Raw genomic sequence first — 26740 nt, 5'->3', positions numbered from 1 at the left:
GCACGGCTCGAGGTCCCACTGGCGCGGCGAGCGCAGCGGTGACCTTGCTCACCGCGTCGCCCTGCTCACATCGCAGGCTCCGGCTCCTTCTCCAGCCGCTGGGAGATGACGGTGGTCACGCCGTCGCCGCGCATCGTCACCCCGTACAGCGCGTCGGCGATCTCCATGGTGCGCTTCTGGTGGGTGATGACGATGAGCTGGGAGTCCGAGCGCAGCTCGGTGAAGATCTCCAGCAGCCGTCCGAGGTTGACGTCGTCCAGCGCCGCCTCGACCTCGTCCATGACGTAGAACGGGCTGGGCCGCGCCTTGAAGATGGCCACGAGCAGCGCGACGGCGGTGAGCGAGCGCTCCCCGCCGGAGAGGAGGGAGAGCCGCTTGACCTTCTTGCCCGCCGGCCGGGCCTCGATCTCGATGCCGGTGGTGAGCATGTTCTCGGGGTCGGTGAGGACGAGCCGGCCCTCCCCGCCGGGGAAGAGCCGGGCGAAGACGCCCTCGAACTGCCGGGCGGTGTCCGCGTACGCCTCGGTGAACACCCGCTCGACCCTCTCGTCGACCTCCCGGACGATCTCCATGAGGTCCGCCCGGGACTTCTTGAGGTCGGCCAGCTGGTCGGTGAGGAACTTGTGCCGCTCGGCGAGGGCGGCGTGCTCCTCCAGGGCGAGCGGGTTGACCTTGCCCAGCCTGGCGAGGTCGCGCTCGGCCGCCCGCAGTCGCTTCTCCTGCTCGGCGCGCACGTAGGGCCGCTCCTCCGGCGGCTCGCCGTCCGGCCCCGGCGCGGTTCCCGGGACGGGCCGGTCGGGGCCGTACTCGTCGACGAGGACCTGCGGGTCGAGGCCGAGCTCGGCGACGGCGCGCTCCTCCAGCTGGGAGATCCGCAGGCGCTGCTCGGCGCGGGCGACCTCGTCACGGTGGGCGACGTCGGTGAGCTCGGCCAGGGTGCGGCCGATCGCGTCGAGCTCGGTGCGCACCGCGGCGAGGGCCTCCTCGCGCTCGGTCCGCTCGGCCTCGGCGCGTTCGCGTTCGGCAGCCGCCGCCACCACGGAGGCCTCGATGGCGCGGGTGGCGGCCTCGGCGCCGGCGCGGACGTCCTGAGCCACCTGGGCCTGGGCAGCCCGCCGGGCCTCCCGCTCCGCGGCGCGGCGGCGCGCCTGCCGCTCGGCCTCCGCGGCCGCCCTCAGCGAGGCGGCCCGGCCGGCGATCGCCCGCACGCGCTCCTCGCACGTGCGCACGGCCAGGCGCGCGTCGGTCTCGGCCGTGCGGGCGGCCCGGGCGACGTCGGTGGCGGCGTCGCGCGCCTGGGCGGCGCCGGCGAGGTCCTCCTCGGCCTGCGCGGGCTCACGGCGGGCGATCTCGAGCCGCTCGGCGAGGGCGGCGAGCTCGGCGGTGTGCTCGACGATCTCGGCCTCGGCGCGCGCGATCGCCGGCCGGGCGCGCTCCGCCTCGGCCTCGGCGCCGCGCACGGTCGCGCCGAGGCGCCCGAGCCGCTCGGCGACGGCCGAGAGCCGCGCGTCCGAGGCGTGGAGGTCGGCCAGGGTGGTGCGGGCCCGCTCGCGGGCGGCGGCCACCCGCTCGCGCGCCGGCCCCAGGGCGAAGCGGGCCTGCTCGGCCCGCGCGGCGGCGGCCTCCACCTCGGCGGCGGCCTCCTCGTGCGCCGCGTGCAGCTCCAGCACGCTCGACCCGGGGGTCCCGCCGCGGGCGGCGTCGCCGGAGAGCAGGTCGCCCTCCCGGGTGACCGCGGTCAGCCCCGGGTCGGCGGTGACGACGCGGCGCGCCTCGGTGAGGTCCTCGACCACGACCACGCCGGTGAGGAGCCGGGTGATCGTCGCGGCGACGGCCGGGTCCGCGACGCTGACGAGCTCGGCGGCGGAGCGACCGGCGGGCACCGGCCGGGACGCCGGGGGCACGGGCGCGGTGCCGCTCCCGCGGGCGACGAGGACGCGGACCTGCCCGTCCCCGCCGTCGCGGGCCTGACGCACCGCGTCGACGGCGACGTCGACGCTCTCCACGACGGCGGCGTCGGTGGCCTCCCCCAGGGCGGCGGCGATCGCGTTCTCGTACCCGGCCTCGATGGTGAGGTGGGCCGGCACGGCGCCGAGCACGCCCGGGAGGTCCGAGCCGAGGAGCGCCCCGGTGCCGTCCTTGCGGGTGAGGGAGAGCTCGAGGGTCTCGCGCCGCGCGGACCAGGTGGTCCGGTCGGCGTCGGCCGCACGCTCGGCCTCGACGAGCCGGGTCACCGCCTCCTCGGCCTCCTCGAGCTCGAGGGTCGCGGCCTCGTGCGCCTCGTCCAGGCCCTCCTCCCCCTCCTCGGCGCCGGCGACCTGCCGCTCGAGGGCGGCGAACTCCTCGCCGGCGGCCCGGGCGCGTTCCCGCGCCGCGGCGAGGGACTCGCGCAGCCGTCCGAGCTCGGCCTCGGCGGACTCCAGGCGCGAGCGCCGCGTGCCCACCTGCCCGGTCAGCCGGGCCAGGCCCTCCCGCCGGTCGGCGACCCCCCGGTGCACCGCGGCGAGGGCGCGCTCGGCGTCCCGCTCGGACTCCTCCGCGGCCGTGCGGTCCGCGACGGCGGCCGCCAGGGCCTCCTTGAGCCGGGCGAGCTCCGCCTCGAGGGCGACCTCCTCCTCACGGGCCGCGCCGGCCCGCGCGTCGAGCTCCTCGGGGTCACGCCCCCCGGCGGGCTCGGCCGCCGTCGGGGCGCCGAGGAGCCGGCAGCGTTCCGCGGCGACGTCGGACAGGGCCCGGAACCGCTCCCGCAGGCCCGACAGCCGGTACCACACGTCGGTGGCGCTGCCCAGACGCGGGGCCGCGGCGGCGGCCTCCTGCTCCAGGGCCGTGAGCCGGGCTCGGGCCTCGTCCTGGGCCTGCTCGGTCTCGGCGCGCCGCCGCTCCAGAGCGCTGAGGTCGGCGCTCTCCTGCTCGAGGGTGGCGGTGAGCTGGACGAGGTCGTCGGCGAGGATGCGGGCCCGGGCGTCACGCAGGTCGGTCTGGACGACCTGTGCCCGGCGGGCGACGTCGGCCTGCCGGGCCAGGGGCCCGAGCTGACGGCGGATCTCGGCGGAGAGGTCCCCCACCCTGGCGAGGTTGGCCTGCATCGCGTCGAGCTTGCGCAGCGCCTTCTCCTTGCGGCGGCGGTGCTTGAGGACCCCGGCGGCCTCCTCGATGAAGCCGCGGCGGTCCTCCGGGGTGGCCTGGAGGACCGAGTCCAGGCGGCCCTGACCGACGATGACGTGCATCTCCCGGCCCATGCCGGTGTCGGACAGCAGCTCCTGGATGTCGAGGAGCCGGCACGGGGCGCCGTTGATGGCGTACTCCGAGCCGCCGGAGCGGAACAGCGTCCGGGAGATCGTCACCTCGGTGTACTCGATGGGCAGCAGCCCGTCGGTGTTGTCGATGGTGAGCGAGACCTCGGCACGCCCGAGCGGGGCGCGCGAGGAGGTCCCGGCGAAGATGACGTCCGCCATGGAGCCGCCGCGCAGGGCCTTGGCGCCCTGCTCGCCCATCACCCAGGAGAGGGCGTCGACGACGTTGGACTTGCCCGAGCCGTTGGGGCCGACGACGCAGGTGATGCCGGGCTCGAGGTGCAGCGTCGTCGCGGACGCGAAGGACTTGAACCCTCGCAGCGTCAGCGTCTTCAGGTGCACGGGGGCAGCCTATTGCCCCGCGACGGCGGGGCCGGGCAGGCCGTCCACAGGGGCTGGACCCGGTCGGGTCAGAGCGCGGGGAACCACAGGCCGATCTCGCGCGCGGCGGACTCGGGCGAGTCGGACCCGTGGACGAGGTTCTGCACGACGCTGGTGCCCCAGTCACGACCCAGGTCGCCGCGGATCGTGCCGGGGGCGGCGCCGGTCGGCTCGGTCGTCCCGGCGAGGGAGCGGAAGCCCTCGATGACCCGCCCACCCTCGACGACGGCGGCCACGACGGGGCCCGAGCGCATGAACTCGACCAGCGGCGCGAAGAACGGCTTGCCCTGGTGCTCCGCGTAGTGCTCGGCGAGGAGGGCGTCGTCGGCGGTGCGCATCTCCAGGGCGACGATCCGGTACCCCTTGGCCTCGACGCGGCGCAGCACCTCGCCCGTGAGGCCCCGGGCGACGCCGTCGGGCTTGACGAGGACGAGGGTGCGCTCGGCGGGCGTGGCGGCGGCTGAGGAGGTGGTGGTCACGGGTGAGCACCCTACCGGCCCACCGGCAGGGCCTGCCTGTGCTGGACCGGGGACACCCCTCGGAGAGTCTCCCCGGAGAGGCTACGGACGGTCCGGCGTCAACCCGTCAGGCGGACCTGCTGACCGCGACCTGCGACGGCAGTCCTCCGCGCGCCGAAGACGTGTCAGTGGGCCTGACCGGTGGCACCCGCGGCATCGGCGGCATCCGCGTCACCCGCGGCGTCGGCCGCGTCGGGGGCATCCGCGCCACCCGCGTCATCGGCGCCCCCGGCACGCAGCGCGACCTCGGCGGCGTAGCGCTCCTGACGCTCGAGGTCGATCCGGCCGCCGAGCTGGAGGGAGACCACCCAGATCAGCGCGAAGACCACCCCGACGACGAACATCATCGGCACGACGAGGCCGCCGGCGACGAGCACCAGCTGGACGAGCGAGCCGGCCACGAGCCCCACCCTCGGCCGGCGCAGCGCCGCGGTGGCCAGGACTGCGGCCAGCATGACCGCGCCGCCGGCGGCCCACACGACGGGCCGGTCGGCCAGGCGCAGACCGTGCGCGACGAGCGTGGCGAAGAGCACGACGAACGCCTCGCTGACCAGGACGGTCCGGGCGAACAGCAGGCGCGCGGAGCCGGGCGGGCGGGGCGCGGCGTCGGTGGTGCTCACCGGGCCCAGGATACCGGCGCGGTCACCCGCACCGGCGCCGGGCACCCGCCCCGTCCCGGCGCCCGCGCCCCGACCCGGCGCCCGGCGGCCCGGTCCGGCGGCCCCCGACTCCCGAGCGGTCGCCTACTCCTCGCCGAAGCCGTCCTCGACGACCTTGGTGATCTCCGCCAGGGCGTCGTCGGCGTCGGGGCCGTCGGCCCGTACCCGCAGCTCCTCGCCCTGGCCCAGGCCCAGGCCCATGAGGGCCAGCACCGAGGTGGCGTCGACGTCGTTGACGCTGACCTCGGCGTCGTAGCGCGACGCCAGGCGCGCGAGGAGCGCGGCGGGCCGCGCGTGCAGACCCACGGAGTTGCGCAGGGTCAGCACGACCGTGCGGCCCCCGTCGGCGGGCTCGGGGGGCGGGGCCTCGCCGGCGTGGGCGAAGCTGGCCGCCGCGGCGGCCGCCGTGCGCGCCACGGCGGCCGCGTCGGCGCCACCCTGGGCCGCGACGGCCCCGGCGACGGTCCCCTCGACGAGGGGACCGTCGGCCAGGGTCACCCGCTCACGGTCGTCGTCGTCGAGCATCTCCAGCACCGACTCGGCGGTCATCGTCGCCGAGCCGAGGTCGGTGAGGACGACGACCTCACCGGCGCCGAGGAGCTCCAGGACGGCCTCCTCCACCTTGGTGAAGCTCGTGCCGATGCCGCCCTCGTCCGTCCCGCCGGCGGCGCGCAGGACGACGTCGGGCGCCATCTGGGCGGCGACCTCCACGACCCCGTCGGCCAGCCGGGCGGAGTGCGAGACGACGACGATGCCGGTGCGCACCGCCCGCCCGTGCGCGCCGTCGGGGCTCACGCGCCGGCCCCGGCGGCCTCCGCGGCCTCCGCCGCGGCCACCAGCAGGAGCGCGGAGGACTGGGCCCCGGGGTCGCGGTGACCGGCGGAGCGCTCACCGAGGTAGCTCGCCCGGCCCTTGGTGGCGATCATCGGGATGGTCGCTTCCGAGCCCTCGACGGCGGCGTCGGCCGCGGCCCGGATCGCCTGCACGGCGCCCGCACCCGCCTCGGCGGCCTCGCGGGCCGCCACGGCGGCCGGGGTCCAGGCGTCGACCATCGTCTTCTCGCCGGTGTCGGCCTTGCCCCGGGCCCGGATCCCCTCGAGGGCGGCCTCGAGCATCGTCGCGACCCCGGCGGCGTCGAGGTCGCCGTCGGCGCCCTTGGCCGCCCGGAGGAAGGCGGTGCCGTACAGCGGCCCCGCCGCCCCGCCGACGGTGGACATCAGGGTCGTGGCCACCGTCTTGAGCACCTCCCCCGGGGAGGCCGGCTCGGCCCCGGCGAGCTTGGCGGCCACGGCGGTGAAGCCGCGGTCCATGTTCTCGCCGTGGTCGCCGTCGCCGATGGCCCGGTCGAGCTCGATCAGCTCGATCCGGTTCTCCGAGACGACCTTGGTCGCGCGGGCGATCCAGTCCAGCGCCCAGGCGGTCCCCAGGGTGGCAGCGCTCATACGTCCTCTTCCTTCCGTCGCGCCCTCAGACCCCGCGCCGCAGCGCCGGGGTGTTGACGGGGGCGTCCCACAGCTGCGTCAGCTCCTCATCCAACCGCAGCACGGTGATCGAGGCACCCTGCATCTCGAGCGAGGTGATGTAGTTCCCGACGAGCGAACGCGTGACCTCCAGCCCCTTGCCGGCGAGGACGTCGTGGGCGTGGTTGTAGACGAGGTAGAGCTCGGACAGCGGGGTGCCGCCCATCCCGTTGACGAAGAGGAGCACCTTCTCCCCCGACCCGATCTTGAGGTCCTCCAGGACCGGCTCGAGGAGGCGCTCGGTGATCTCGTCGGCACCGGCCATGGCGATCTTGTGCCGGCCGGGCTCGCCGTGGATGCCGATGCCGATCTCGATCTCGTCGTCGGCGAGGTCGAAGGACGGCTTGCCCGCGTGGGGCACCGTGCAGGCCGTCAGGGCCACCCCCATCGACCGCACGTTCTTGATGACCTTCTCGGCGACGGCGACGACGGCGTCGAGGTCGTCCCCGCGCTCGGCGGCGGCTCCGGCGATCTTCTCCACGAGGACCGTGCCGGCGACGCCGCGTCGGCCGGCGGTGTAGAGCGAGTCCTCGACGGCGACGTCGTCGTTGACGACGACGGCCTTGACCGTGATGTCCTCGGCCTCGGCGAGCTCGGCGGCGGTCTCGAAGTTGAGGACGTCGCCGGTGTAGTTCTTGACGATGTGCAGGACGCCCGCCCCGCCGTCGGCGGCCTTGGTGGCCTCGAGGATGGGCTCGGGCGTCGGGGAGGTGAACATGGCGCCGGGGACGGCGGCGTCGAGCATCCCCGCGCCCACGTAGCCGGCGTGCAGGGGCTCGTGCCCGCTGCCGCCGCCGGAGACCAGCCCCACCTTGCCCTTGACCGCACCGCCGGCCCGCGAGACGAAGAGGGGGTCCTCGTGGACGACGACGTGCTCCGGATGGGCCAGGCCGAACCCGCGCAGGGACTCGGGGACGACGCGCTGGGGGTCGTTGATGAGCTTCTTCACCGACGTGCTCCTTCGGTAGCCGGACAGGGCCCGACCCGGGCCCCGTCGCCCATCCTGGCCCCACCGACGGGCCCGCGACCAGCACAGAGGGACGATTCTCCCGGCCGGGCGCCACCGCAGCACGAATGTGCACGGCCCGGTGGACGTGGTGGCGCACCGGGCCGGCACCCCTCGACCCGGCGCGGCGCGTTCAGCCGCGCCCGAGCAGCGTCCGCGCCTCGGCCGCCAGGATGACGGAGCCGACGACGAGCACACCGGTGGTCGTCACGACCTCCTCGGCGTCGGCCTCCGCGAGGGTGACGGCGGCGTCGAGGGCGTCGTCGAGGCGCGCCGCGACGTGGACACGCTCCTCCCCGAAGACGTCCCGGGCGATCTCTGCGAGCTCGTCGACGTCCATGGCCCGCTCGGTGCCGGCCCGCGTGACGACGACCTCGGCCAGGAACGGCTCGAGGCCGGCGAGGATGCCCTCGGCGTCCTTGTCCGCCATGACGCCCACGACGCCCACGAGGTGGGAGAGCTCGAAGGCCTCCTCCACCGCCTCGCGCAGCGCCTCGATGCCGGCGGGGTTGTGGGCGGCGTCGACGAGGACCGACGGGCTGCGGCGCACCACCTCCAGGCGCCCGGGGGAGTCGACGCCCGCGAAGCCCTGCTCCACGACGCCGGCGTCGAGGGCGCCGCCGCCGAAGAACGCCTCCACGGCCGCGAGCGCGAGGACGGCGTTGCGGGCCTGGTGCCGGCCGTGCAGGGGGACGAAGACGTCCTCGTAGACCCCGGCGGGCGTGCGCAGGGTGACCAGCTGCCCACCGACCCCGACCTGGCGGTCGAGCACGGCGACCTCGGTGCCCTCGCGCAGCACGGTGGCGCCGTGCTGCGCGGCGGCGGAGAGGATGACGCCCTCGACGTCCTCGTGCTGCTCCGCGACGACGACGGTGGCCCGCTCCTTGATGATGCCGACCTTCTCCGCGGCGATGTCGACGAGGTCGTGCCCGAGCCAGCGCTCGTGGTCGCGCTCGACGGCGGTGATGACGGCGATCTCGCCGTCGGCGACGTTGGTGGCGTCCCAGCGCCCGCCCATGCCGACCTCGACGACCGCGACGTCGACCGGGGCGTCGGCGAAGGCGGCGTAGGCCATGACGGTGAAGACCTCGAAGAAGCTCAGGCGCGGCCCGCCGGCGGCCTGCGAGCGCTCGTCCACCATCGCGACGTACGGGGCGACGTCCTCCCACGTGGCCACGAAGGCGTTCGGCGAGATCGGCTCGCCGTCGAGGGCGATGCGCTCGCGCACGGTGTGCAGGTGCGGGGAGGTGAACCGGCCGGTGCGCAGACCCTTCTCGCGCAGGAGCCGCTCGATCATCCGTGCGGTCGAGGTCTTGCCGTTGGTGCCCGTGAGGTGGATGACCGGGTAGGAGCGCTGGGGGTCCCCGAGCAGCTCGAGGACGTCGCGCACGCGGTCCAGGCTGGGCTGGACGTCGTGCTCGGGGGCCCGGGCGAGGATGTCGAGGTAGATCCGCCGGACCTCCTCCTCCGCCTGCGCGTCGGCGACCGCGGCCGCGCCGCCGTCGGGCTCGGCGAGGACCTCCTGCGCGACGTCGGGGTCGGGGCCGGCGATGAGCGCCGAGGAGAGCAGGGCCCGCAGACCGGCTTCCTCGTCGGCGCCGGCCTCGCCGGCCTCGCCCGCCGGGACGTCGCCGGAACCCGCAGGGACGTCGGGCGCGTCGGCCTCGGCCATGTACGCGTCGATGAGCCCGCGGGACTCGCGGTCGGCCTCCTCGGGGGTGCGCTCGCTCATCACGCCTCCTTCCGCACGGCGACCTGCGCCGCCGTGACGTCGTCGCCGGTGACGGTGAGGTCCACCGCCAGCGTCTCGGCCGCGATGAGCTCGCGGTGGGCCTCGACCCAGGCCAGCCGGTCGGCCGGGACGGTCAGGGTCAGGGAGATCCGGTCGGCGACGTAGAGCCCCGCCGCCTTGCGCTCGTCCTGGACCTGACGGACCAGGTCGCGGGCGTAGCCCTCCGCGGCGAGCTCGTCGTCGACCTCGAGCTCGAGGGCGACGAAACCCCCGCCGGGCAGGACGTCGGCGGCCACCCGGCCGCCGGCCTGCTCGCCCACGTCGATGCGGGTGGTGAGCTCGTACTCGCCGGGGACGAGGGTCAGCGGCGCGCCGTCGAGGTCGAGGGTGACCACGCCGTCGGCCTCGGCCCAGCGGCCCTCCCGGGCGGCGGCGAAGATCTGCTGGGTGTGCCGGCGCTTGGCCGGGTCCAGCTCGCGCGGGAGCACCTTGAGGTCGCGGGCCACGGTGAGGTGGGACCGCTCCGGGGTGAGCAGGACGACGTCCTTGACGTTGACCTCCGAGGCCACCAGTGCGGCGAACGGCTCCAGGGCCGCGGGGTCGTCCACGACGACGGTGAGCCGGCGCAGCGGCTGGCGCACCCGGATCCGGGCCCCCTTGCGCAGGGCGTGGGTGAGCGAGACGACGTCGCGCACGGCGTCCATCGCGGCGACGAGGGCGTCGTCGGCGACGGCGTCGGGCAGCTCGGGCCAGTCGGTGAGGTGCACGCTGCGCCCGCCGGTCAGGCCGCGCCAGATCTCCTCGCTGACGAGCGGGGCCAGCGGCGCCATGACGCGGGTGAGGACCTCCAGCGCCGTCCACAGGGTGTCGAACGCGCCGGCCTCCTCGTCCCAGAACCGCTGCCGGGAGGTGCGCACGTACCAGTTGGTCAGCAGGTCGAGGTGCTCGCGCACGGCCTGCGTGGCGCCGGGGACGTCGTACGCCTCGAGCTGGGTGCGCACGCCGACGGCGAGGTCGCGGGTGCGGGCGAGGAGGTAGCGGTCCATGACGTCGAGACGGGCGACCGCGGCCGGGTCGTCGAGCACGACCGGCCGGGCGAGGTAGCCCTTCCCGCCGTCGAGCGTGCCGGCGTACAGGGCGAAGAAGTACCAGGTGTTCCACAGCGGGAGGAGGACCTGGCGGACGGTCTCGCGGATGCCCTCCTCGGTGACGACGAGGTTGCCGCCGCGCAGGATGGGCGAGCTCATGAGGAACCAGCGCATGGCGTCGGAGCCGTCGCGGTCGAGGACCTCGGTGACGTCGGGGTAGTTGCGCAGGGACTTGCTCATCTTGCGCCCGTCCGAGCCCAGGACGACGCCGTGGGAGACGCAGCTGAGGAATGCCGGCCGGTCGAACAGCGCGGTGGCCAGGACGTGCAGGGTGTAGAACCACCCGCGGGTCTGGCCGATGTACTCCACGATGAAGTCGCCGGGGTAGTGGTTCTCGAACCAGTCGCGGTTCTCGAAGGGGTAGTGCACCTGCGCGTAGGGCATCGAGCCCGAGTCGAACCACACGTCCAGGACGTCGGGGATGCGCCGCATGGTCGACCGCCCCGTCGGGTCGTCCGGGTTAGGCCGGGTGAGCTCGTCGATGAAGGGCCGGTGCAGGTTCGGCCGGCCCTCCCGGTCCAGGGGCAGGCGCCCGAAGTCGGCCTCGAGCTCGGCGAGCGAGCCGTAGACGTCGGTGCGGGGGTGCTCCGGGTCGTCGGAGACCCACACCGGGATGGGGGTGCCCCAGTACCGGTTGCGCGAGATCGACCAGTCCCGGGCGCCGGCGAGCCAGTGCCCGAACTGGCCGTCCTTGATGTGGTCCGGGACCCAGGTGATCTCCTGGTTCAGCACGACCATCCTCGTCCGGAACTCGGTCACCCGGACGAACCAGCTCGAGACCGCCTTGTAGATGAGCGGCTTCCGGCACCGCCAGCAGTGCGGGTAGGAGTGGTCGTAGGTCTCCTGGCGCACGAGCACGGCGCGCTCGGCGGGTGCGGTCCGGGCCAGGGGGCCGGTGCCGTGCTTGAGGTCGGCGATGATCGCCCTGTTGGCCTCGAAGACCTGGCTGCCGGCGTAGTCCGGGACCTCGGCGGTGAACCGGCCGCCGTCGTCGACGGGGACGACCGTGCCGATCCCGGCGGCGGCGCACGCGGCCATGTCGTCCTCACCGAAGGCCGGGGCCTGGTGGACCAGGCCGGTGCCGTCCTCGGTGGTGACGTACTCGGCGGCCAGGACGGTCCAGGCGTTCGGGCCGGGCGCCTCGTCGTCGGGCCGGCCCACGTAGTAGTCGAAGATCGGGTGGTAGCGCCGCCCGACGAGCTCGGCCCCGACCGCGGTCGCGACGACCTCGGGGGCCTCCCCCAGCTCGCGGGCGTAGGCGGCCAGGCGCGAGCGGGCCAGGAGGACCCGCTCGCCGGCCAGGGGACCCTCGGCCGGGACCACGGTGACGTACTCGATGGCCGGGCCGACAGCGACGGCGAGGTTCGACGGCAGGGTCCACGGCGTGGTGGTCCAGATGAGGGCGAGCTCGCCGGAGTCCAGGCGCAGGCCGACCGTGACGGCCGGGTCCTGGCGGTTGGCGTAGACGTCGTCGTCCATGCGCAGCTCGTGGTTCGACAGCGGGGTCTGGTCGTTCCAGCAGTACGGCAGCACCCGGTAGCCCTCGTAGGCCAGGCCCTTGTCGTAGAGCTGCTTGAAGGCCCAGATCACGGACTCCATGTACGTGGGGTCGAGCGTCTTGTAGTCGTTGTCGAAGTCGACCCAGCGGGCCTGGCGGGTGACGTACTCGCGCCACTCGCCGGTGTAGCGCAGCACCGAGTCCTGGCAGGCCTTGTTGAAGGCCTCGATGCCCATCTCCTCGATCTCGGACTTGTCCTTGATCCCCAGGATCCGCTCGGCCTCGAGCTCGGCGGGCAGCCCGTGGGTGTCCCAGCCGAACCGGCGCTCGACGCGGCGGCCGAGCTGGGTCTGGAAGCGCCCGACGACGTCCTTGACGTACCCGGTGAGCAGGTGGCCGTAGTGGGGCAGACCGTTGGCGAAGGGCGGGCCGTCGTAGAAGACGAACTCGTTGGCGCCGTGGTCACCGGCGGGACGCGCCTCGACCGAGGCCCGGAAGGTGTCGTCGGCGGCCCAGTGGTCCAGGACCTCGCGCTCGAGGGCGGGGAAGCTGGGCGAGGCCTGCACCTCGCTGCCGGGGCGGTGCAGGGGGTAGCGCGGGGGCTGGTCGGCCAATGGTGCTCCTCGGTCGGTGGCGGCACAGGGTGCGAGGACGACGGCGCGTCCGGGGGCGCGCTGCCGCGGTACCACCTCGCTTGCCGCGACGCGCCCGGGGGCGCGGTCGTGACCGCTCGAGCAGGCTGTGACGGGCCCACCCGTCCGGTTCTAGTAGGACCGACGGCTCCGGGGAGCCGGCGGTCCGTTCTTCCGGAGGCTCACCGGTGATGGCCGGGTCGACGCCTGTGCGCAGCAGTCTAGCGCCGCCGCCCCGATCGGCCCCCTCGGGACCGGCGGGTCCGTCCGTGACGTGCTGCGGCGACCCGCCGGTCCGCGACGACAGCTCAGTCCTCGCGGGCGACCAGGGTGTTCGAGGCCTGGGCGCGGGGGCGGATGACCATGGTGTCGACGTTGACGTGCGCCGGCCGGGTCAGGGACCACACGATCGCGTCGGCGACGTCGTCGGCCACGAGCGGCTCGGCCACCCCGGCGTAGACCTGGGCGGCGGCGTCGGCGTCGCCGCCGAGGCGCTTGAGGGAGAACTCCTCGGTGCGGACCATGCCCGGGGCGATCTCGATGACGCGCACCGGCCGCCCGACGAGCTCCAGGCGCAGCGTGGTCGCGATGGCCCGCTCGGCGTGCTTGGCGGCCACGTACCCCCCGCCGCCGGGGTAGGTGTCGTGCGCGGCGGTGGAGGTGACGAGGAGGAGGTCGCCGCCGCCGTCGGCCTCGACGTGGTCGAGGAGCTCCTGGGTGATCCGCAGGGTGGCCAGGACGTTGAGGTCGTACATGCGGCGCCAGTCCTCGACGCCGGCCTCGGCGACCGGGTCGCTGCCGTGGGCGCCGCCGGCGTTGTTGACCAGCGCGCGCAGGGGACCGGTGGCGCGCACGTGGTCGGCCAGGGCGGCCACGTCGGCGGCGTCGGTGAGGTCGGCCGTCCAGATCTCGCAGCCCGTCTCCTCGGCGAGGGCCTCCAGGCGGGCGGTGCGCCGCGCCGTCGCCAGGACCTCCCAGCCCTCCTGGGCGAGCCGGCGGACCGTGGCCGCGCCGATCCCGGAGGAGGCGCCGGTGACCAGGGCCCGCTGACGCTCGGGGCGGGCGGGCGGCACGGGCTCTGTCGCGGTCATGAGTGGCATCATGCCGCTTCGGCGGGGCAGGCCGTAGTGTCGTCGGCGGAACGAGGCGCGACGACGGCGGGAGAGCCATGAGGGTCGGATTCATCGGTGCGGGCAGCATGGCCTCGGCGATCGTGCGGGGCGTCGTCGCCGCGGGTGCGGTGGCCGTGGAGGACCTGGCGGTCACCAGCGCGCACGGCCACTCCGCCCAGGCCCTCGCCCGCGAGACCGGCGTGGACGTCCTCGGCTCGAACGAGGAGCTCGTCGAGGCGGTCGGCCCCGGCGGCGTCGTCGTCCTGGCCGTCAAGCCGCACATGATCCCCGCGGTGCTCGCCCCGCTGCGGGACCTCCTCGACGAGTACGGCTCCCTCGTGGTGTCCCTCGCCGCCGGGACGAGCCTGGACACCCTCGCGGGGCACCTCACGCCCGGCCAGGCGGTGGTGCGGGTCATGCCCAACGTCAACGCGCAGATCGGCGCCGGGATGGCGGCGGTGTGCGGCAACGCCGAGACCACCGACGAGCAGGTCGACGCCGTGGTGGGGCTGTTCGAGTCCGTGGGCTCGGCCCTGGTGCTGCCCGAGCGGGACTTCCCCGCCTACACCGCCCTCGCGGGTTCGGCGCCGGCGTTCGTCTTCGCCTTCATCGACGCCCTCGCCCGGGGCGGGGTGCGCAACGGGCTGCCGAAGGCGCAGTCGGTGCGCATCGCCGCCCAGACCGTCCTGGGCAGCGCCCGCCTCGTGCTCGAGCGTGCCGGCGACGGCGTCACCCCGGCCGACCTCGTCGACACCGTGTGCTCCCCCGGCGGGACGACCGTGGCCGGTCTGGTGGCCATGGAGGAGGCCGGGTTCTCCCCCGCCGTGGTCCGCGGGGTCCAGGCGACCGTCGACCGGGACCGCGACCTGAGCGGCGGCTGAGCCGTCTGGTCCCGCCGCCGGGGCGCGGCCGAGACTGCTCGTCCCCAGGGGGTTACGCCTCACCTGCGGCGTTGTTACCGTGGAGGGTATGCGGAGGACACCCCGGGCGGCTCTTGCGGCCGCGGTGCTGGTGACCGCCGCCGCCCTGGCGCCGGCGGCTGCGGCCGACCCCGGTCCGGACGCGCCCACGAAGGTCCGCCCGGAGGTCCCCTCCAGCGTGCGGGTGGCGACCTACAACGCCTCTCTCAACCGGGCCGGTGCAGGTGACCTCGTCGAGGACCTCACCGAGGGCGACGACGTGCAGGCCGCCGCCATCGCCCAGGTCCTGCAGATCACCCGCCCCGACATCGTGCTGCTCAACGAGTTCGACCACGACGACGACGGGCTCGCCGTCGACCTCTTCCGCGAGAACTACCTCGAGGTCTCCCAGCGCGGCGAGGAGCCGTTGCGCTACCCCTACGCGTACACCGCGCCGGTCAACACCGGGGTGCCCTCGGGGCTCGACCTGGACAACGACGGCACGGTCGGCGGGCCCGGCGACGCGCTCGGCTTCGGCTTCTTCCCCGGTCAGTTCGGCATGGTCGTGCTGTCCCGGTACCCGATCGACACCGACGAGGTCCGGACGTTCCAGAACTTCCGCTGGGCGGACATGCCCGGCGCGCTCCTGCCCGACGACCCCGCCGTCGCCGGTGCGGGCGACTGGTACGACGACGCCGAGCTGGCCGCGCTGCCGCTGTCGAGCAAGTCCCACTGGGACGTGCCGGTGCAGGTGTGGGGCCGGACCGTCCACGTCCTGGCCGCCCACCCCACACCCCCCACCTTCGACGGCGTGGAGGACCGCAACGGCCGGCGCAACCACGACGAGACCCGGCTCTGGGCCGACTACGTCGCCGGCGGGCGTGACGCGGGGTACATCTACGACGACGACGGCGGCCGAGGTGGTCTGGCGGCGAACGACCGATTCGTCATCGTCGGCGACTACAACGCCGACCCCCTCGACGGCGACTCGGTCCCCGGTGCCATCGACCAGCTCCTCGAGAACCCCCGTGTGCGGGACCCCGAGCCCACCTCCACCGGCGCCGTGGAGGCGGCACTGACCCAGGGTGGGGCGAACCTCCTCCACCGCGGCGACAACGCGCTGGACACCGCGGACTTCAGCGACGACCCCGCGCCGGGGAACCTCGGGGTGGACTACGCGCTCCCGTCGAAGCACCTCCCCGTGGCGGGCTCCGGCGTCTTCTGGCCCGCAGCCGACGAGCCGGGCTCGGAGCTCACCGGGCAGTTCCCGTTCCCCACCTCCGACCACCGGCTGGTCTGGGTCGACCTGCGCCTGGTGGGACGACGGTAGCCCCGCGCCTGGTGGGACGACGGTAGCCCCGCGCCTGGTGGGACGACGGTAGCCCTGCGCCTGGTGGGACGACAGCTCGCGCACGTCCCCGTGTCCGCCCCTGTGGTCCTGGCGCGCGTAGGATCGTCCACGGGTGCCCGCGGCTGACGTGCCGCGGGGCGCGGGCCTGGACGTGGGCCCCCGGCCTTTTCCCACCGGCCGGCTCGCAGCGAGGTGACTGCGTGCCAGGCGGCCCCCGCCGAGCTCGAAGGAGCCGACCATCCGCCGCGCCCACCGCCTGCTGCCCACGATCGCCGGACCCACCGCCGCGCTGCTCGCCGCCGCGGCCCTGACCGCGTGCGGGGCGGGCGCCGACCCGGGCGCCGCCACCCCCACCTCCCCGGTCCCCTCCGGCCCCACCTCCGCCGACGGGGCGGAGTCGGACTTCCCGCTCACGGTGAGTACCTGCGGGGTCGAGACCACCCTGGAGGCCCCGCCGGAGCGGATCGTGACGATCAAGTCCTCGGCGACGGAGATGGTCCTCGCGCTCGGCGCCGGGGACCGCCTCGTGGGCACCGCGTTCGCCGACGGTCCGCTGCCCGCGGAGCTCGCCGAGGTCGAGCCGCCCGTCCTGGCCGAGCAGAACCCGGCGAGCGAGAGCGTCCTCGAGCTCGAGCCCGACCTCGTCTACGCCGGCTGGGAGTCCAACCTCTCCGGCGACGGCGCGGGCGAACGGTCGATGTACGAGGACCTCGGGATCTCCACCTACGTCTCGCCGTCGGCGTGCAAGTCCCCCGGCGAGCAGCCCGAGAAGCTCACCTTCGACCTCGTCATGGACGAGATCACCCAGATGGGCGCGGTCCTCGGCCGTACCGACGCCGCCGCCGAGCTGGTCGCGGCCCAGCGCGCCGAGCTGGCCGCCGTCGAGCCGGCGGGCGACGGACGCAGCGCCCTGTGGTACTCCTCGGGGACCGAGACGCCCTACGTCGGTGCGGGGATCGGGGCGCCCCAGATGATCATGGAGGCCGCCGGGCTGGAGAACGTCGCCGCCGACGTCGCGGACACGTGGACGTCTCTGGCCTGGGAGGCCGTCGCCGAGGAGGACCCCGACGTCATCGTCCTGGTGGACGCCGCCTGGAACACCGCCGAGCACAAGATCGCCACCCTCGAGGCCAACCCCGTCACCGCGACCCTCACGGCCGTGCGTGAGGGGCGCTACGTCACCGTCCCGTTCCCGGCCAGCGAGGCGGGGGTGCGCAGCGTCCCCGCCGCCGCCGACCTCGCGGACCAGCTCGCCGAGCTCGGGAGGACCGACTGAGCACGACCGCGCCACCGCGGCGCCGGGCCCACGCCGGCCGGGTGCGGCTCCCACTCGCCCTCGTCGCCCTCAGCGGCGCCCTCCTGGCGGCCGCCACCTGGGCGGTCACCCTGGGGCAGGCCGACATCGGGGCCGGCCAGGTGTGGGCCTCCGCGGTGCACCACACGTGCTCGGCGGTGGGCGCCCCGTGCGGGGCGGACCCGCTCACCACCATCCAGGACGCCATCGTCTGGCAGGGCCGGGCCCCGCGCGTGGTCACCGCGGCGGCGGTGGGCGCCGGCCTGGCGCTGGCCGGGGCCGTCATGCAGGCCCTCATGCGCAACCCCCTGGCCGACCCGTACCTGCTGGGCGTCTCCTCGGGCGCGTCGGTCGGTGCCGTCCTCGTCCTGGTCCTCGGGGTGGCGGTGGCGCTGCCGGTGGCCGCGTTCGCCGGGGCCCTCGCGGCGCTCGTGCTCACTCTCGCCCTCGCCACCGGCCGGACCGGTTCGCTGTCCCCGGTGCGGACCGTGCTCGCCGGGGTGGCGGTGGCCCAGGCTGGCTCCGCCGTCGTCAGCCTCGTCATCTTCTGGTCCGCCACCGGTGACTCCTACCGCGAGATCCTCTCCTGGCTCCTGGGCTCCCTCGCCGCGGCCACGTGGGGCGACGCCGCGCTCACCGCGGGCGCGACCATCGTGGTCGGCGCCGTGCTCCTCGGCAGCGCACGCACGCTCGACGCCTTCACGTTCGGGGACGTCTCCGCCGCCTCGCTCGGTGTCGACGTCCGCCGCGCCCGCTGGCTCCTGCTCACGGCGACCGCCCTGCTCACCGGCGCGCTGGTCAGCGTGGCCGGGTCCATCGGCTTCGTCGGCCTGGTCCTGCCGCACGCGGTGCGGTTCCTCACCGGCCCCCGCCACCACCGGCTCCTGCCGGTGTCCGCGCTCGCCGGGGCGGTCTTCCTCCTCCTCGCCGACACCGCGGCCCGCAGCCTGTTCGAGCCGCGGGAGCTGCCCGTCGGCATCCTCACCGCCGCGGTCGGGGCACCCGTGTTCGCGCTCCTCCTGCGCCGGAGCGCGACGTGAGCGCCCGGGATCTCGCCCCCGTCACGACCACGGACAGTTCGGCGCCCCGAGCCGCTCTCGACCCACCCGACCTCACACCGGCGACAGCGGCCCCGGGCCCCGCGCTGGAGGTCCTCGACCTCGCCGCGGTGCTCGGCGGGCACGTCGTCCTCGACGGCGTCAGCGCCACCGCGCCGACGGCCGCCGTCACCGCCGTCGTCGGCCCCAACGGGTCAGGCAAGTCCACACTGCTGCGCACCGTCGTCGGGGCCCTGCCGCCCGGTCGGGGCGCGGTGCGGCTGGCGGGCGAGGACCTCCTGGCGATGGGCCGACGGCGGCGAGCCCGGGAGCTCGCCCTCGTCGAGCAGGACAGCGCCGCCGACGTCTCGCTCGACGTCCTGGACGTCGTCCTCCTCGGTCGCACCCCCCACAGCTCACGGTGGGGCGGGGACTCCGACGCCGACGTCGCCCTCGCGTCCGACGCGCTCGCGCGGGTGGGCGCGGCGGACCTCGCCCACCGCGACGTCGCCACGCTCTCCGGCGGCGAGCGCCAGCGCGTCCACCTGGCCCGGGCGCTGGCCCAGCAGCCCGGGCTGCTGCTGCTGGACGAGCCGACGAACCACCTCGACGTCGCCGCCCAGCTCGCCGTGCTCGGTCTGGCCCGCAGCCTCGCCGCGACCGGGATGACCGTGCTCACCGCCCTGCACGACCTCGACCACGCACTGCGGTTCTGCGACCAGGTGGTCGTCCTGCAGGAGGGCCGGGTCGTCGCTGCCGGGCCGCCCGGGGCGGTGCTCACCGCGGAGCTGGTCTCGGCGGTCTACGGCGTCCGCGCACGCCGGGCCACGGTGGACGGGCGTGACCTGCTCCTCCTCGACCCGGCGTAGGCGGGAAGTCTCAGAGGTCGGAGCCGCGCCGGAACATGTCCTCCTCCGGGGGGCGGACCAGCGCGCGGGCGCCGTCGCCGTCCTCGGTCGTGACGAGGTGGCCGAGGCCCCGCACCACCGCCACCGGCCGGCCGGTGGCCTTGCCGCGCACCAGGTCGGCGGCCGCGGCGATCTCGTCGGCCGCCGCGACGACGGTGACCTTGAGCTCCCGGCCGTAGGCGTCGCGGCGCCCGCGCAGGTCGTCCAGGACCCGCACGCCGGCGGCCCCGATGCTCATGTCGGTCAGGCCCCGGCGCCAGGGCCGCCCGGCGGTGTCGGTGACGAGCACCCCCGGCCGCACGCCGAACCGGGCGTGCAGGCCGCGGCGCAGCCGCCGGGCCGAGTCGTCCGGGTCCTCGGGCAGGAGGAGGGCGGTGCCGGCCGGGACGTCGGAGGAGTCCACGCCCGCGGCGGCCATGACCAGGCCCTGACGGTTCTCCACGATGCGCAGCACGCCGCCGTCGGGCCGGGACCGCTCGGCCACCACCCGGACGGTCTCACCCGCGATGACCTGCTCCCGCTCGGCGTCGTCGCGGGCCGCGACGAGGCGGCCCTCGGCCTTGGCGACCACCTTGGACGCGACGACGACGACGTCTCCCTCGGCCAGCCCGCGCGACCCGTCCGGCCACGTCAGCGCCGCCAGGACGGGGGCGAGCCGGGCGGCGAGGTCGTCCCCGCGCGTGATGGTCGGGACGCCGTCGGGAGCCTGCGCGAGGATCATCGGGCGAGCTGGGGCAGGACGTCGCGGCCGAACACCTCGAGCCACTCGGCCTGGTTGCGGCCGACGTTGTGCAGGTAGATCCGGTCGAACCCGAGGTCGACGTACCTCTGGATCTCGGCCCGGTGGACGTCGGGGTCGGCCGAGATCACCATCCGCCCGGCGAAGTCCTCCGCGCGGACGAGCTTGGCCATGGCGGCGAAGTCGAACGGCGAGCGGATGTCCGCCTTGGGGAACTTCATCCCGCCGTTGGGCCACTCGGTCATGGCGTTGGCGAGCGCCTCCTCGTCGGTCGGCGCCCACGACAGGTGCAGCTGGAGCACCTTGGGCATGGCGTCGGGGTCCTTGCCCGCCTCCTTCGCCCCGGCCGCGAACTTCTCGAACAGCCCGCCGATCTTCTCCAGCGGGGCACCGACGGTGATGAGTCCGTCGGCGAACTTGCCCGCCCGCCGGGCCGTCACCGGACCGCCCGTCGCGACGAGGATCGGCGGGGCCTCCTCCGGCATCGTCCACAGGCGGGTGGACTCGAGCTTGTAGAACTGCCCCGCGTGCTTGGTGTCCTTGCCCGCCAGGGAGGCGGTGAAGAGCTTGCGGATGATCTGGATCGCCTCGAACATCCGGTTGATCCGCTCGGGCGGCTCGGGCCAGTACTGCCCGGTGATGTGCTCGTTGAGGGCCTCGCCCGAGCCCAGGCCCAGCCAGTGCCGGCCCGGGTACATCGCTGCCAGCGTCGCCGAGGCCTGGGCGACCATCGCCGGGTGCCACCGGAAGGTCGGGGCCGTCACCCCGGGACCGAGGTCGCCCCTCGTGCGCTCGCCGACGGCGGTGAGCACGTTCCACACGAAGGCGGACTGGCCCTGGGTGGGCGTCCACGGCTGGAAGTGGTCGGCGGCCATGACGCCGGAGAAGCCGTGCTCCTCCGCCAGCGCCGAGTAGTCCACCGACTCCCGCGGACCGAACTGCTCCAGGGCCGCGGCGTAACCGATCGTCAGGCTCATGCCCGCCATCCTCGCAGGTGGCCGGGACGCTCGTCGCGGTGGCCCACGACCACCGGCGGGCCCAGGACGGGGCGGCGGTGGCGCCGACGACGGCGGCCCCGGTCCCCGCTCGGGGTCCGGGGCCGCCACGCGAGCGTCGGGCGTCAGGCGGCGCCGCCGGGGGGCGGCTCGTCCTCGCCGCGCGCCTCGGCCTCCTCGGCCTCCTCCTTGGTGGCGTGGACCGTGTCGGCCGAGTGGTGGGCCGGTCCGTAGATCGTGTACAGCACGAGCGGGTTCGGCCCGACGTTGAGGAAGTTGTGCCTCGCGCCGGCGGGCACGGCGACGATGTCCCCGGGGGCCACGAACTGCTCGTCGCCGTCGACGACGGCCTTGCCCGCGCCGGAGACGAAGCTGAGGATCTGGTCGTTCTTCGGGTGGGTCTCCTCGCCGATCTCGCCGCCGGGCGGGATCGTCATGACGACGAGCTGGCTGTGCTCGCCGGTCCAGAGCACGCGACGGAACTCCGCGCCCTGCTCGGGCTCGGCCTCGCGCGACCACAGGTGAACGGTCATCGTCTTCCTCTCTCCACTCACCGGCACGGTCCGCCGGCGTCTGGCTCCACCTTCTCGCACGGGCACCGAAACCGCAGCAGAAGGAGCCCCGGTCGCGGCAGCACCACCGGCGGTGCCACCGTGGTGGGATGGACCAGCGCCTCAGCTTCGTCACCTTGGCCGTGCGGGACCTCGACGCCTCGCGCCGCTTCTACGTCAGCGGACTCGGCTGGACCCCCGAGCTCGACGTCCCCGACGAGGTGCTCATGTTCCGGGTGGCGGAGAAGGTGGTCCTGTCGCTGTGGGACGTGGCGGCCTTCACCGCCGAGGTCGGCGCCGCACCGGCAGGCGGCGTCCCGCCGGTCACGCTCGCCCACAACTGCCCCACGGAGGGGGAGGTCGACGCCGTCCTGGCCACCGCCCGGGCCGCCGGAGCCACCACCAGCGGTCCGCAGCGCCGAAGCTGGGGCGGGTACTCGGGCTACTTCGCCGACCCGGACGGCTTCCGCTGGGAAGTCGCGTACAACCCCGGCCCGATCGGCCGGTCGGTGCTCTGATCGGGGCACCTCGACATCCCCCCCGGTCTCCTGAGGACCTATGTGCCGGAGGCCATGTAGGCGGCGAGGATGTAGTTGGGGTGACGGTCGAGATTCTTGCGGGCCCTGTCGTAACGCATGGTCGTTCTCGGGTCGGCGTGACGGGCAGCGATCTGGACGTCGCGTAGGTCGACCCCGGCGTCGAGCATCGTGGTGACGAAGGTGTGCCGGAGCATGTGCGGGTGCATCCGCGGTAGCCGGACACCGGCATCCTCTGCGAGGTGCTTCAGGCGGCGGGTAGCGGCGTGCCGGTCCATCCGGATGCCGCGCACGTTGCGCAGGATCGGTCCCGCCGTGCGCCCGACGACAGCGCGTTCGATGGCACGCTGCACCGCCGGCGGGAGCGGCGTCAGGACGACCTTCCCGCCCTTGCCTCGCACTTTCAGCACGCGGTGGCCGTGCTCCTCGCCCAGGTCGGCGATGTTCGCGCCACAGGCTTCGAAGATCCGCAGACCGAGTAGCCCGAGCATGGTCACCAGCGCGAAGTCGTTGGGGTTGGCCGAGGTACGGGCGGCGGTGAGCTGGGCCTCGAACTGCAGGTGCGACAACCCCAGGGTCGGTGACTCGGGAGGAACGTTGGGGCGGCGGACGTAGTCGGCCGGCGATGCCGCGATCACCTGGTCGATGACGCAGGTGCGGTAGAACCCCGCCACCACCGACACCCGACGACTGATCGTGGAGGGCTGGAAGCGGCGGACTTCCTGCATCCACCGCACGTACAGCTCGATCTGTGCGCGGTGCGCCTCCAGGGGTTCGACGCCGCGTTCGGCGCACCACACCAGGTAAGCGCGAAGATCGGACTCGGTGTGGACGCGGGTCTGGCCGCGGTAGCGGGCCAGGTAGGCAGCGACGGCCCGCAGAAGGGGGTCGGTCGCCGCATCAAGCAGCACGGGGAACAGGACTGGTTCAACGTGGGTCATGCATGATGCTGCTCCCTCCCCGCGAGCCCCCGCCAGCGGCACGTACGGACGCGCTGTGGGCTGACGACGGTGTCACGTGACAGGCCCGGACGGCGCTAGCGCCGGTCGTCGGGCATGAGCCCCACGAGCGCCCACGCCGCACCCACGACCAGCTGGTCGACGAACCCGGCTGCCTCTGCCCCGGACATCATGAGGACCGGCCACGCGAGCATGCTGACACCCGCCAGTCCGAGCGGGAGGGCGGCAGTCATCCGTCGTGGGCGGACCGTGTCCAGGCCTGCCAGCACCGCCGTGGCGGTTGCGCCTAGCCCAGCCAGGACCGTCCCGAGCAGGTACACCGCCCACCCTGCCATCGCGAGCTCCGGCGGCCCCGCGCGAAGCCCGCCTCCGACGACGAACTCCAGGACGGTGCCGAGCCAGGCGGCGATGAATCCCGCGGCCACGATCGCCCATCCCACCCTCAGCTGCCGCGTTGACCGGGTGCGGGCGGCCCACAGGGAACCTGCCCCGAGCAGCGTCAGCGGCACCAGCATCAGCTGGTTCCAGCCGACGTACCCCAACCCCAGCCACGTCGTGTCCCATGTCGTCATGACGCCCCAGCGGGCCGGGATCCATGCGACTCCAGCGGCCACCAGGAACAGCCGCTGCACGCGGTCGGACAGGGCACTGCTGCTCACGACGACGTCGGACTTGGCCACGCAGCGAGATTACCGACGTGCCCGGACCCACCGTGAGAGGCACACGCTCATCCCGGTCTCGGCGGCTGGGTCGACCTCCCCGCGCGGGGGCATGTGAGCGGCCCTCGGTAGGTTGTCGGATCGGGGATGATCTTGGTCCGTCATCGTTGCGACGGAAAGGAGATGGCCATGTTCGACATGGGGCCGGCCCACGCCTTCGTCGCGGGCGCCGACTCTGCTGCGCCCCCGCTCGTCCTCCTGCACGGTTCGGACGGCAACGAGACAGACCTTCTGCCACTGGCTGACGAGCTCATTCCCGGGGCGACCAAGGTCGGTCTGCGCGGCGCGGTGGTGATGAACCGGGGCTATGGCTTCTTCCGCAGGTTCCCCGATCGACGGATCGACGAATCCGACCTCCTGAACCGCCTCCCAGGGCTCGCGGCGCACATCCACGAGACGTGCGCCGCCCACAACCTCGCGCAACAGCCCGTGGCCGTCGGGTTCTCCAACGGAGCGATCATGGCTGCGGCCCTGGCGATCACACACCCGGAGCTTCTCAGAGCGGCTGTCCTGCTGCGCCCCCAGACACCGTTCAGCGACGACACTTGGGGCGGGCTGAACGGTCTCCCGGTTCTGATCCTCGACGGAGTGCATGACGAGCGCAGGTCCCCGGGCGATGGCCGACACCTTGCGCAGCGCCTGCGCCAGGCTGGCGCACAGGTGACCCACCACGAGCTCCCCGTCGGGCATGCGATCACCGCAGACGATCGCCGCCTTGCCCGCCTATGGCTCGAGGCAATCACGGCGTAGGCAGTCGGTCACATCCGCTACCAACCGCTCGATCCCGTCCAACGCCCGGCCCCTGGGACGAGAACGCGTGGGACGACTACCTCTGGTGGCAGGCCCAGGACCGGAAGGTGCTCAGACGGATCAACACGCTCCTGACCGACATTCAGCGCAACGGCAACGACGGCATTGGAAAGCCGGAAGCACTCAAGCACGACTTCGCCGGCTACTGGTCGCGACGCATCACCGACGAGCACCGTCTGGTCTACAAGATCCACGCCAACGAGATCCGCGTCGCGGCCTGTCGCTACCACTATGGATGACCTGCTCAGCAGCGGGCCCACGGAACCCCAGCCCTGGTAGCCGGAACTCCCCAGAAGCGCGTCCAACGCACTGACGAACGTCACTGAAATCGCGGGACCGCACTGCCGGTGCCTCGGACCGCGCGGAGGGCGGCAGATCCGATCACTGAGGCCGGTACGCGTCGGCGCGGTGCTCGATGCGTAGGACGACGACCTCGCGCTGGTCGTCGTTGATCCGGTAGAGCACCCGGTAAGTCCCCCTTCGCGCGGCGTAGATGCCCGCCAGATCGCCGCGCAGCGGTTTGCCGACCCGACGAGGGTTGACCACCAGGGCGCCAGTGAGGAACTCGACGACGGCCGCCGCCACGCCTTCGGTCAACCGGAATTGGATCGCACGGATCGCCGGCGGAGTCAGGACCAGCTCATAGGGTTCCGACCCGCTCACGGGCGCAACGCACGAACAGCATCAACGCCGCGCACCACTTCACCGGCGGCATACGCGCGGTCCGCCTCGCGGATGTCCGCGAGGGCTTCCGGGTCGCTGAGCACCGCGAGGGTCTCCTCGAGCTCGGCGAGATCCTCTGGGCTGACGATGACAGCAGCGGCACGACCGTTACGCGTCACGGTCACCCGCTCGTGCTCGCGCTCGACGCGGTCCACAACGTCACTGAAGTGGTCCCGGACCTCACGAAGCGGCTCCATACTCATGACCACAATTGTGGCGCTCGAGAAGCCGTACGGCAACCCGCTGGCCTGTCGCTTTTCGGAAGGCAACAGGGTCCGCCCACCGCAGACCAAAGCTCGGTGACGGGGCCGCTTGCCACGGGGACCGCGCCCATCCACGATTTCGAAGGGCGGCATGACCGGAAAGCCGAGCACCTTGCTGACTGCCCGGTCCGTCTCGATACTGTGTGGCATGCAGCAGCCGTCCGCAGGGCTACCGGCGGCCCTCGGCCGACCCGCCGCCCGAGCGCTCGAGGCCGCCGGCTATTACGTAATCGCCGACCTCGAGGGCGCGAGCGAACGAGAGCTACTGGCTCTCCACGGGGTCGGCCCGAAGGCGATCAGAATCCTGCGAGAGAACGGGGTGGAGTTGGCGCCATAACTCCGAGGCGCATGTCCGCCGTGACATGTCGCGGGGTGCTGGCGGGTCACTCGTGGCGGCGTGACCGTGCGCCGATCGACCAGCGCCGACGGTGTAGCGGTGCGGCCCGGCTGTCGAGGTGGTGCGTGCCGCGCTCACCTGACCCGTCAGCCTGCGCCGTACTTCAGGAGCCACTCGGTATCGGCATCTCGGCCCATGGTCGGGTCAGGTGCGTCGGATGTGGCCTGCGTCGTGACTGTGTCTTCGAGGCGTACCGGGTCTGGCATCTCGCGGAAGTCTTTGGCTCCGTGCTGCTCTTCGTACGGCGCCTCGCCCATGTCGGCTCCTCACTAGGTGCGCTCGCCCATCTCTCTTCCGGAGCGTAGACGCTGGGCGCACCCCGAGCGTGCTCGGCCACTACCGGAAGTCGGCACGACCGCGCGGACGCGGCATGACCGGATGCTGTGTCTTGTCCCGCGGGGCTGCCTGTCGTACAGCTTTCTGTACAGGAGGCCTGCTGTGAAGACGATGAGTTACACCGAGTCGCGCGCCCGCTACGCCGAGGTGCTCGACGGCGTCATCAACGACCGCGAAGAGGTGGTCATCACTCGTGCGGGTCACGAGTCCGTCGTCATCGTCTCACTCGAGGACTACGAGTCCCTGCGCGAGACGGCCTACCTGATGCGTTCCCCGGCCAACGCCCGGCGCCTCCTCGACGCCATGGAGCGTCTCGAGGCCGGCCGCGGTCAACCGCACGAGCTGATCGAGACCGACTGAGCCCTGATCCACCGGTGTGGTGAGCGTGGCGTAGAACGAGAATGCCCTTCTGGGCAGGGAGGATCTGGATTACGACGTCTAGATCCGACCACCCGGAAGGGCATCTCGTAAGTGAAACCCTCTCACACGATTCGACCGGTCTTCGATGAGTCCAATCTGGTGTCGGCGGCGGGTCTGGTCCCGGCCCTGCGGCTGGCGGAGTCCGCGGGTTTGTACGGCCTGGTCGAGGGGTTGACGGTGCCCTCACCCAACGCGGGGGTGAAGACGGCGAGTGTGGTCGGCGGGATGCTCGCCGGTGCGGACTCCATCGATGACTGGACCGTTCCCGGTTAAGTGGACAGTGGGGTCCGTAACGCGAGTTCCC

At 73.8% G+C, this 26740-nt stretch carries 25 protein-coding genes and 2 pseudogenes; 10 read left to right on the top strand and 17 right to left on the bottom strand.

The features are described 5' to 3' along the window. Positions 1–65: 65 nt before the first annotated feature. The 9 genes from smc to EDD32_RS11475 all read right to left on the bottom strand — a co-directional run bounded on the left by smc (position 66) and on the right by EDD32_RS11475 (position 13478). Positions 66–3635 carry a chromosome segregation protein SMC gene (smc, locus tag EDD32_RS11515; RefSeq protein ID WP_211338804.1) on the bottom strand — a complete coding sequence of 1190 codons (3570 nt, stop codon included), beginning with the start codon at positions 3633–3635 and terminating at the stop codon, positions 66–68. Between the two features lie 68 nt (positions 3636–3703). After that, complete coding sequence (gene ndk / locus EDD32_RS11510) at positions 3704–4153, bottom strand: nucleoside-diphosphate kinase (protein WP_123917617.1); 450 nt, start codon at positions 4151–4153, stop codon at positions 3704–3706. 164 nt (positions 4154–4317) lie between these two features. Beyond that, the gene (locus tag EDD32_RS11505; RefSeq protein ID WP_123917615.1) at positions 4318–4812 is read right to left on the bottom strand and encodes a DUF4233 domain-containing protein; all 495 of its coding nucleotides are present in this window, start codon (positions 4810–4812) and stop codon (positions 4318–4320) included. A gap of 123 nt (positions 4813–4935) precedes the next feature. Then, positions 4936–5646 (bottom strand): dihydroxyacetone kinase phosphoryl donor subunit DhaM, encoded by a 711-nt coding sequence (gene dhaM / locus EDD32_RS11500; RefSeq protein WP_246006102.1) that lies wholly within the window; start codon positions 5644–5646, stop codon positions 4936–4938. Then, entirely contained in the window at positions 5643–6293 is a 651-nt protein-coding gene (dhaL, locus tag EDD32_RS11495) for a dihydroxyacetone kinase subunit DhaL (RefSeq protein ID WP_123917613.1), read from the bottom strand. Before dhaL ends, dhaM begins: the two co-directional genes overlap by 4 nt. Positions 6294–6318: 25 nt before the next feature. Next, positions 6319–7320, bottom strand: a complete 1002-nt coding sequence (gene dhaK, locus EDD32_RS11490) for a dihydroxyacetone kinase subunit DhaK (RefSeq protein WP_123917611.1) — start codon at positions 7318–7320, stop codon at positions 6319–6321. A gap of 190 nt (positions 7321–7510) precedes the next feature. Then, on the bottom strand, positions 7511–9109 hold the full coding sequence (locus EDD32_RS11485) for a bifunctional folylpolyglutamate synthase/dihydrofolate synthase (protein ID WP_123917609.1): 1599 nt from the start codon (positions 9107–9109) through the stop codon (positions 7511–7513). Then, on the bottom strand, positions 9109–12369 hold the full coding sequence (gene ileS / locus EDD32_RS11480) for an isoleucine--tRNA ligase (RefSeq protein ID WP_123917607.1): 3261 nt from the start codon (positions 12367–12369) through the stop codon (positions 9109–9111). Before ileS ends, EDD32_RS11485 begins: the two co-directional genes overlap by 1 nt. A 326-nt stretch (positions 12370–12695) precedes the next feature. Beyond that, a complete protein-coding gene (locus EDD32_RS11475) occupies positions 12696–13478 on the bottom strand; it encodes an SDR family NAD(P)-dependent oxidoreductase (RefSeq protein ID WP_123917605.1) in 783 nt (260 codons plus the stop codon). Between the two features lie 77 nt (positions 13479–13555). Between EDD32_RS11475 and proC the strand changes: the two genes are divergently transcribed. From proC to EDD32_RS11450, 5 genes are all read left to right on the top strand, one after another. Next, positions 13556–14380, top strand: a complete 825-nt coding sequence (gene proC / locus EDD32_RS11470) for a pyrroline-5-carboxylate reductase (RefSeq protein WP_123917603.1) — start codon at positions 13556–13558, stop codon at positions 14378–14380. An 88-nt stretch (positions 14381–14468) separates the two neighbouring features. Continuing rightward, a complete protein-coding gene (locus EDD32_RS11465) occupies positions 14469–15728 on the top strand; it encodes an endonuclease/exonuclease/phosphatase family protein (protein WP_123917601.1) in 1260 nt (419 codons plus the stop codon). Positions 15729–16215: 487 nt separating this feature from the next. After that, on the top strand, positions 16216–17025 hold the full coding sequence (locus EDD32_RS11460; protein WP_425459483.1) for a putative F420-0 ABC transporter substrate-binding protein: 810 nt from the start codon (positions 16216–16218) through the stop codon (positions 17023–17025). 41 nt (positions 17026–17066) lie between these two features. After that, positions 17067–18083, top strand: coding sequence for a putative F420-0 ABC transporter permease subunit (locus EDD32_RS11455; RefSeq protein ID WP_246006101.1), 1017 nt, complete (start codon positions 17067–17069; stop codon positions 18081–18083). Next, positions 18080–18949 carry an ABC transporter ATP-binding protein gene (locus EDD32_RS11450; RefSeq protein WP_246006100.1) on the top strand — a complete coding sequence of 290 codons (870 nt, stop codon included), beginning with the start codon at positions 18080–18082 and terminating at the stop codon, positions 18947–18949. Before EDD32_RS11455 ends, EDD32_RS11450 begins: the two co-directional genes overlap by 4 nt. A gap of 10 nt (positions 18950–18959) precedes the next feature. Here the strand turns inward: EDD32_RS11450 and cofE are convergent, their stop codons facing one another. The 3 genes from cofE to EDD32_RS11435 all read right to left on the bottom strand — a co-directional run bounded on the left by cofE (position 18960) and on the right by EDD32_RS11435 (position 21255). Continuing rightward, positions 18960–19709 carry a coenzyme F420-0:L-glutamate ligase gene (cofE, locus tag EDD32_RS11445; protein WP_123917595.1) on the bottom strand — a complete coding sequence of 250 codons (750 nt, stop codon included), beginning with the start codon at positions 19707–19709 and terminating at the stop codon, positions 18960–18962. Beyond that, positions 19706–20704 carry a TIGR03557 family F420-dependent LLM class oxidoreductase gene (locus tag EDD32_RS11440; RefSeq protein ID WP_123917593.1) on the bottom strand — a complete coding sequence of 333 codons (999 nt, stop codon included), beginning with the start codon at positions 20702–20704 and terminating at the stop codon, positions 19706–19708. The genes cofE and EDD32_RS11440 overlap by 4 nt, the downstream gene beginning before the upstream one ends. Before the next feature lie 143 nt (positions 20705–20847). After that, positions 20848–21255: a cupin domain-containing protein gene (locus EDD32_RS11435; protein WP_123917591.1), complete on the bottom strand. Its 408-nt coding sequence runs from the start codon at positions 21253–21255 to the stop codon at positions 20848–20850. Positions 21256–21383: 128 nt separating this feature from the next. Here EDD32_RS11435 and EDD32_RS11430 point away from each other — a divergent pair, with 128 nt between their 5' ends. Next, a complete protein-coding gene (locus EDD32_RS11430; protein ID WP_123917589.1) occupies positions 21384–21791 on the top strand; it encodes a VOC family protein in 408 nt (135 codons plus the stop codon). Positions 21792–21829: 38 nt separating this feature from the next. Here EDD32_RS11430 and EDD32_RS11425 read toward each other — a convergent pair whose 3' ends face one another. Next, a complete protein-coding gene (locus EDD32_RS11425; RefSeq protein WP_123917587.1) occupies positions 21830–22750 on the bottom strand; it encodes a tyrosine-type recombinase/integrase in 921 nt (306 codons plus the stop codon). 95 nt (positions 22751–22845) lie between these two features. Then, a complete protein-coding gene (locus EDD32_RS11420; RefSeq protein WP_123917585.1) occupies positions 22846–23448 on the bottom strand; it encodes a hypothetical protein in 603 nt (200 codons plus the stop codon). Between the two features lie 168 nt (positions 23449–23616). Between EDD32_RS11420 and EDD32_RS11415 the strand changes: the two genes are divergently transcribed. Then, positions 23617–24237 carry an alpha/beta hydrolase gene (locus tag EDD32_RS11415; protein WP_123917583.1) on the top strand — a complete coding sequence of 207 codons (621 nt, stop codon included), beginning with the start codon at positions 23617–23619 and terminating at the stop codon, positions 24235–24237. Positions 24238–24290: 53 nt separating this feature from the next. Further along, positions 24291–24536: pseudogene (locus tag EDD32_RS19515) on the top strand (Txe/YoeB family addiction module toxin); the annotation flags it as partial. A gap of 142 nt (positions 24537–24678) precedes the next feature. On the opposite strand, the gene EDD32_RS11405 reads toward EDD32_RS19515, so the two are convergent. The 3 genes from EDD32_RS11405 to EDD32_RS11390 all read right to left on the bottom strand — a co-directional run bounded on the left by EDD32_RS11405 (position 24679) and on the right by EDD32_RS11390 (position 25937). Beyond that, positions 24679–24960: a type II toxin-antitoxin system RelE family toxin gene (locus EDD32_RS11405; protein ID WP_123917579.1), complete on the bottom strand. Its 282-nt coding sequence runs from the start codon at positions 24958–24960 to the stop codon at positions 24679–24681. Continuing rightward, a complete protein-coding gene (locus EDD32_RS11400; RefSeq protein ID WP_123917577.1) occupies positions 24957–25223 on the bottom strand; it encodes a type II toxin-antitoxin system Phd/YefM family antitoxin in 267 nt (88 codons plus the stop codon). The genes EDD32_RS11405 and EDD32_RS11400 overlap by 4 nt, the downstream gene beginning before the upstream one ends. 543 nt (positions 25224–25766) lie before the next feature. Continuing rightward, positions 25767–25937: a heme biosynthesis protein HemY gene (locus tag EDD32_RS11390; protein ID WP_123917573.1), complete on the bottom strand. Its 171-nt coding sequence runs from the start codon at positions 25935–25937 to the stop codon at positions 25767–25769. 181 nt (positions 25938–26118) lie between these two features. Between EDD32_RS11390 and EDD32_RS11385 the strand changes: the two genes are divergently transcribed. Both EDD32_RS11385 and EDD32_RS11380 read left to right on the top strand, forming a co-directional pair. Beyond that, positions 26119–26376 (top strand): type II toxin-antitoxin system Phd/YefM family antitoxin, encoded by a 258-nt coding sequence (locus tag EDD32_RS11385; RefSeq protein WP_123917571.1) that lies wholly within the window; start codon positions 26119–26121, stop codon positions 26374–26376. A gap of 111 nt (positions 26377–26487) precedes the next feature. Next, positions 26488–26691 (top strand): annotated as a pseudogene (locus tag EDD32_RS11380) (IS1380 family transposase); the annotation flags it as partial. Between the last annotated feature and the right edge of the window lie 49 nt (positions 26692–26740).

The organism is Georgenia muralis (assembly GCF_003814705.1).
Lineage (GTDB): Bacteria > Actinomycetota > Actinomycetes > Actinomycetales > Actinomycetaceae > Georgenia > Georgenia muralis.
Note: the sequence above shows the minus strand (reverse complement) of the source record. Positions and strands in the feature narration are given on the sequence as shown.

What these genes read in the sequence shown, in the direction of transcription:
- dhaL (WP_123917613.1), bottom strand. Translation starts at nt 6,293, where the DNA reads ATGAGCGCTGCCACCCTGGGGACCGCCTGGGCGCTGGACTGGATCGCC.
- EDD32_RS11485 (WP_123917609.1), bottom strand. Translation starts at nt 9,109, where the DNA reads ATGAGCGAGCGCACCCCCGAGGAGGCCGACCGCGAGTCCCGCGGGCTC.
- EDD32_RS11475 (WP_123917605.1), bottom strand. Translation starts at nt 13,478, where the DNA reads ATGACCGCGACAGAGCCCGTGCCGCCCGCCCGCCCCGAGCGTCAGCGG.
- proC (WP_123917603.1), top strand. Translation starts at nt 13,556, where the DNA reads ATGAGGGTCGGATTCATCGGTGCGGGCAGCATGGCCTCGGCGATCGTG.
- EDD32_RS11465 (WP_123917601.1), top strand. Translation starts at nt 14,469, where the DNA reads ATGCGGAGGACACCCCGGGCGGCTCTTGCGGCCGCGGTGCTGGTGACC.
- cofE (WP_123917595.1), bottom strand. Translation starts at nt 19,709, where the DNA reads ATGATCCTCGCGCAGGCTCCCGACGGCGTCCCGACCATCACGCGCGGG.
- EDD32_RS11440 (WP_123917593.1), bottom strand. Translation starts at nt 20,704, where the DNA reads ATGAGCCTGACGATCGGTTACGCCGCGGCCCTGGAGCAGTTCGGTCCG.
- EDD32_RS11435 (WP_123917591.1), bottom strand. Translation starts at nt 21,255, where the DNA reads ATGACCGTTCACCTGTGGTCGCGCGAGGCCGAGCCCGAGCAGGGCGCG.
- EDD32_RS11430 (WP_123917589.1), top strand. Translation starts at nt 21,384, where the DNA reads ATGGACCAGCGCCTCAGCTTCGTCACCTTGGCCGTGCGGGACCTCGAC.
- EDD32_RS11425 (WP_123917587.1), bottom strand. Translation starts at nt 22,750, where the DNA reads ATGACCCACGTTGAACCAGTCCTGTTCCCCGTGCTGCTTGATGCGGCG.
- EDD32_RS11415 (WP_123917583.1), top strand. Translation starts at nt 23,617, where the DNA reads ATGTTCGACATGGGGCCGGCCCACGCCTTCGTCGCGGGCGCCGACTCT.
- EDD32_RS11400 (WP_123917577.1), bottom strand. Translation starts at nt 25,223, where the DNA reads ATGAGTATGGAGCCGCTTCGTGAGGTCCGGGACCACTTCAGTGACGTT.
- EDD32_RS11390 (WP_123917573.1), bottom strand. Translation starts at nt 25,937, where the DNA reads ATGGGCGAGGCGCCGTACGAAGAGCAGCACGGAGCCAAAGACTTCCGC.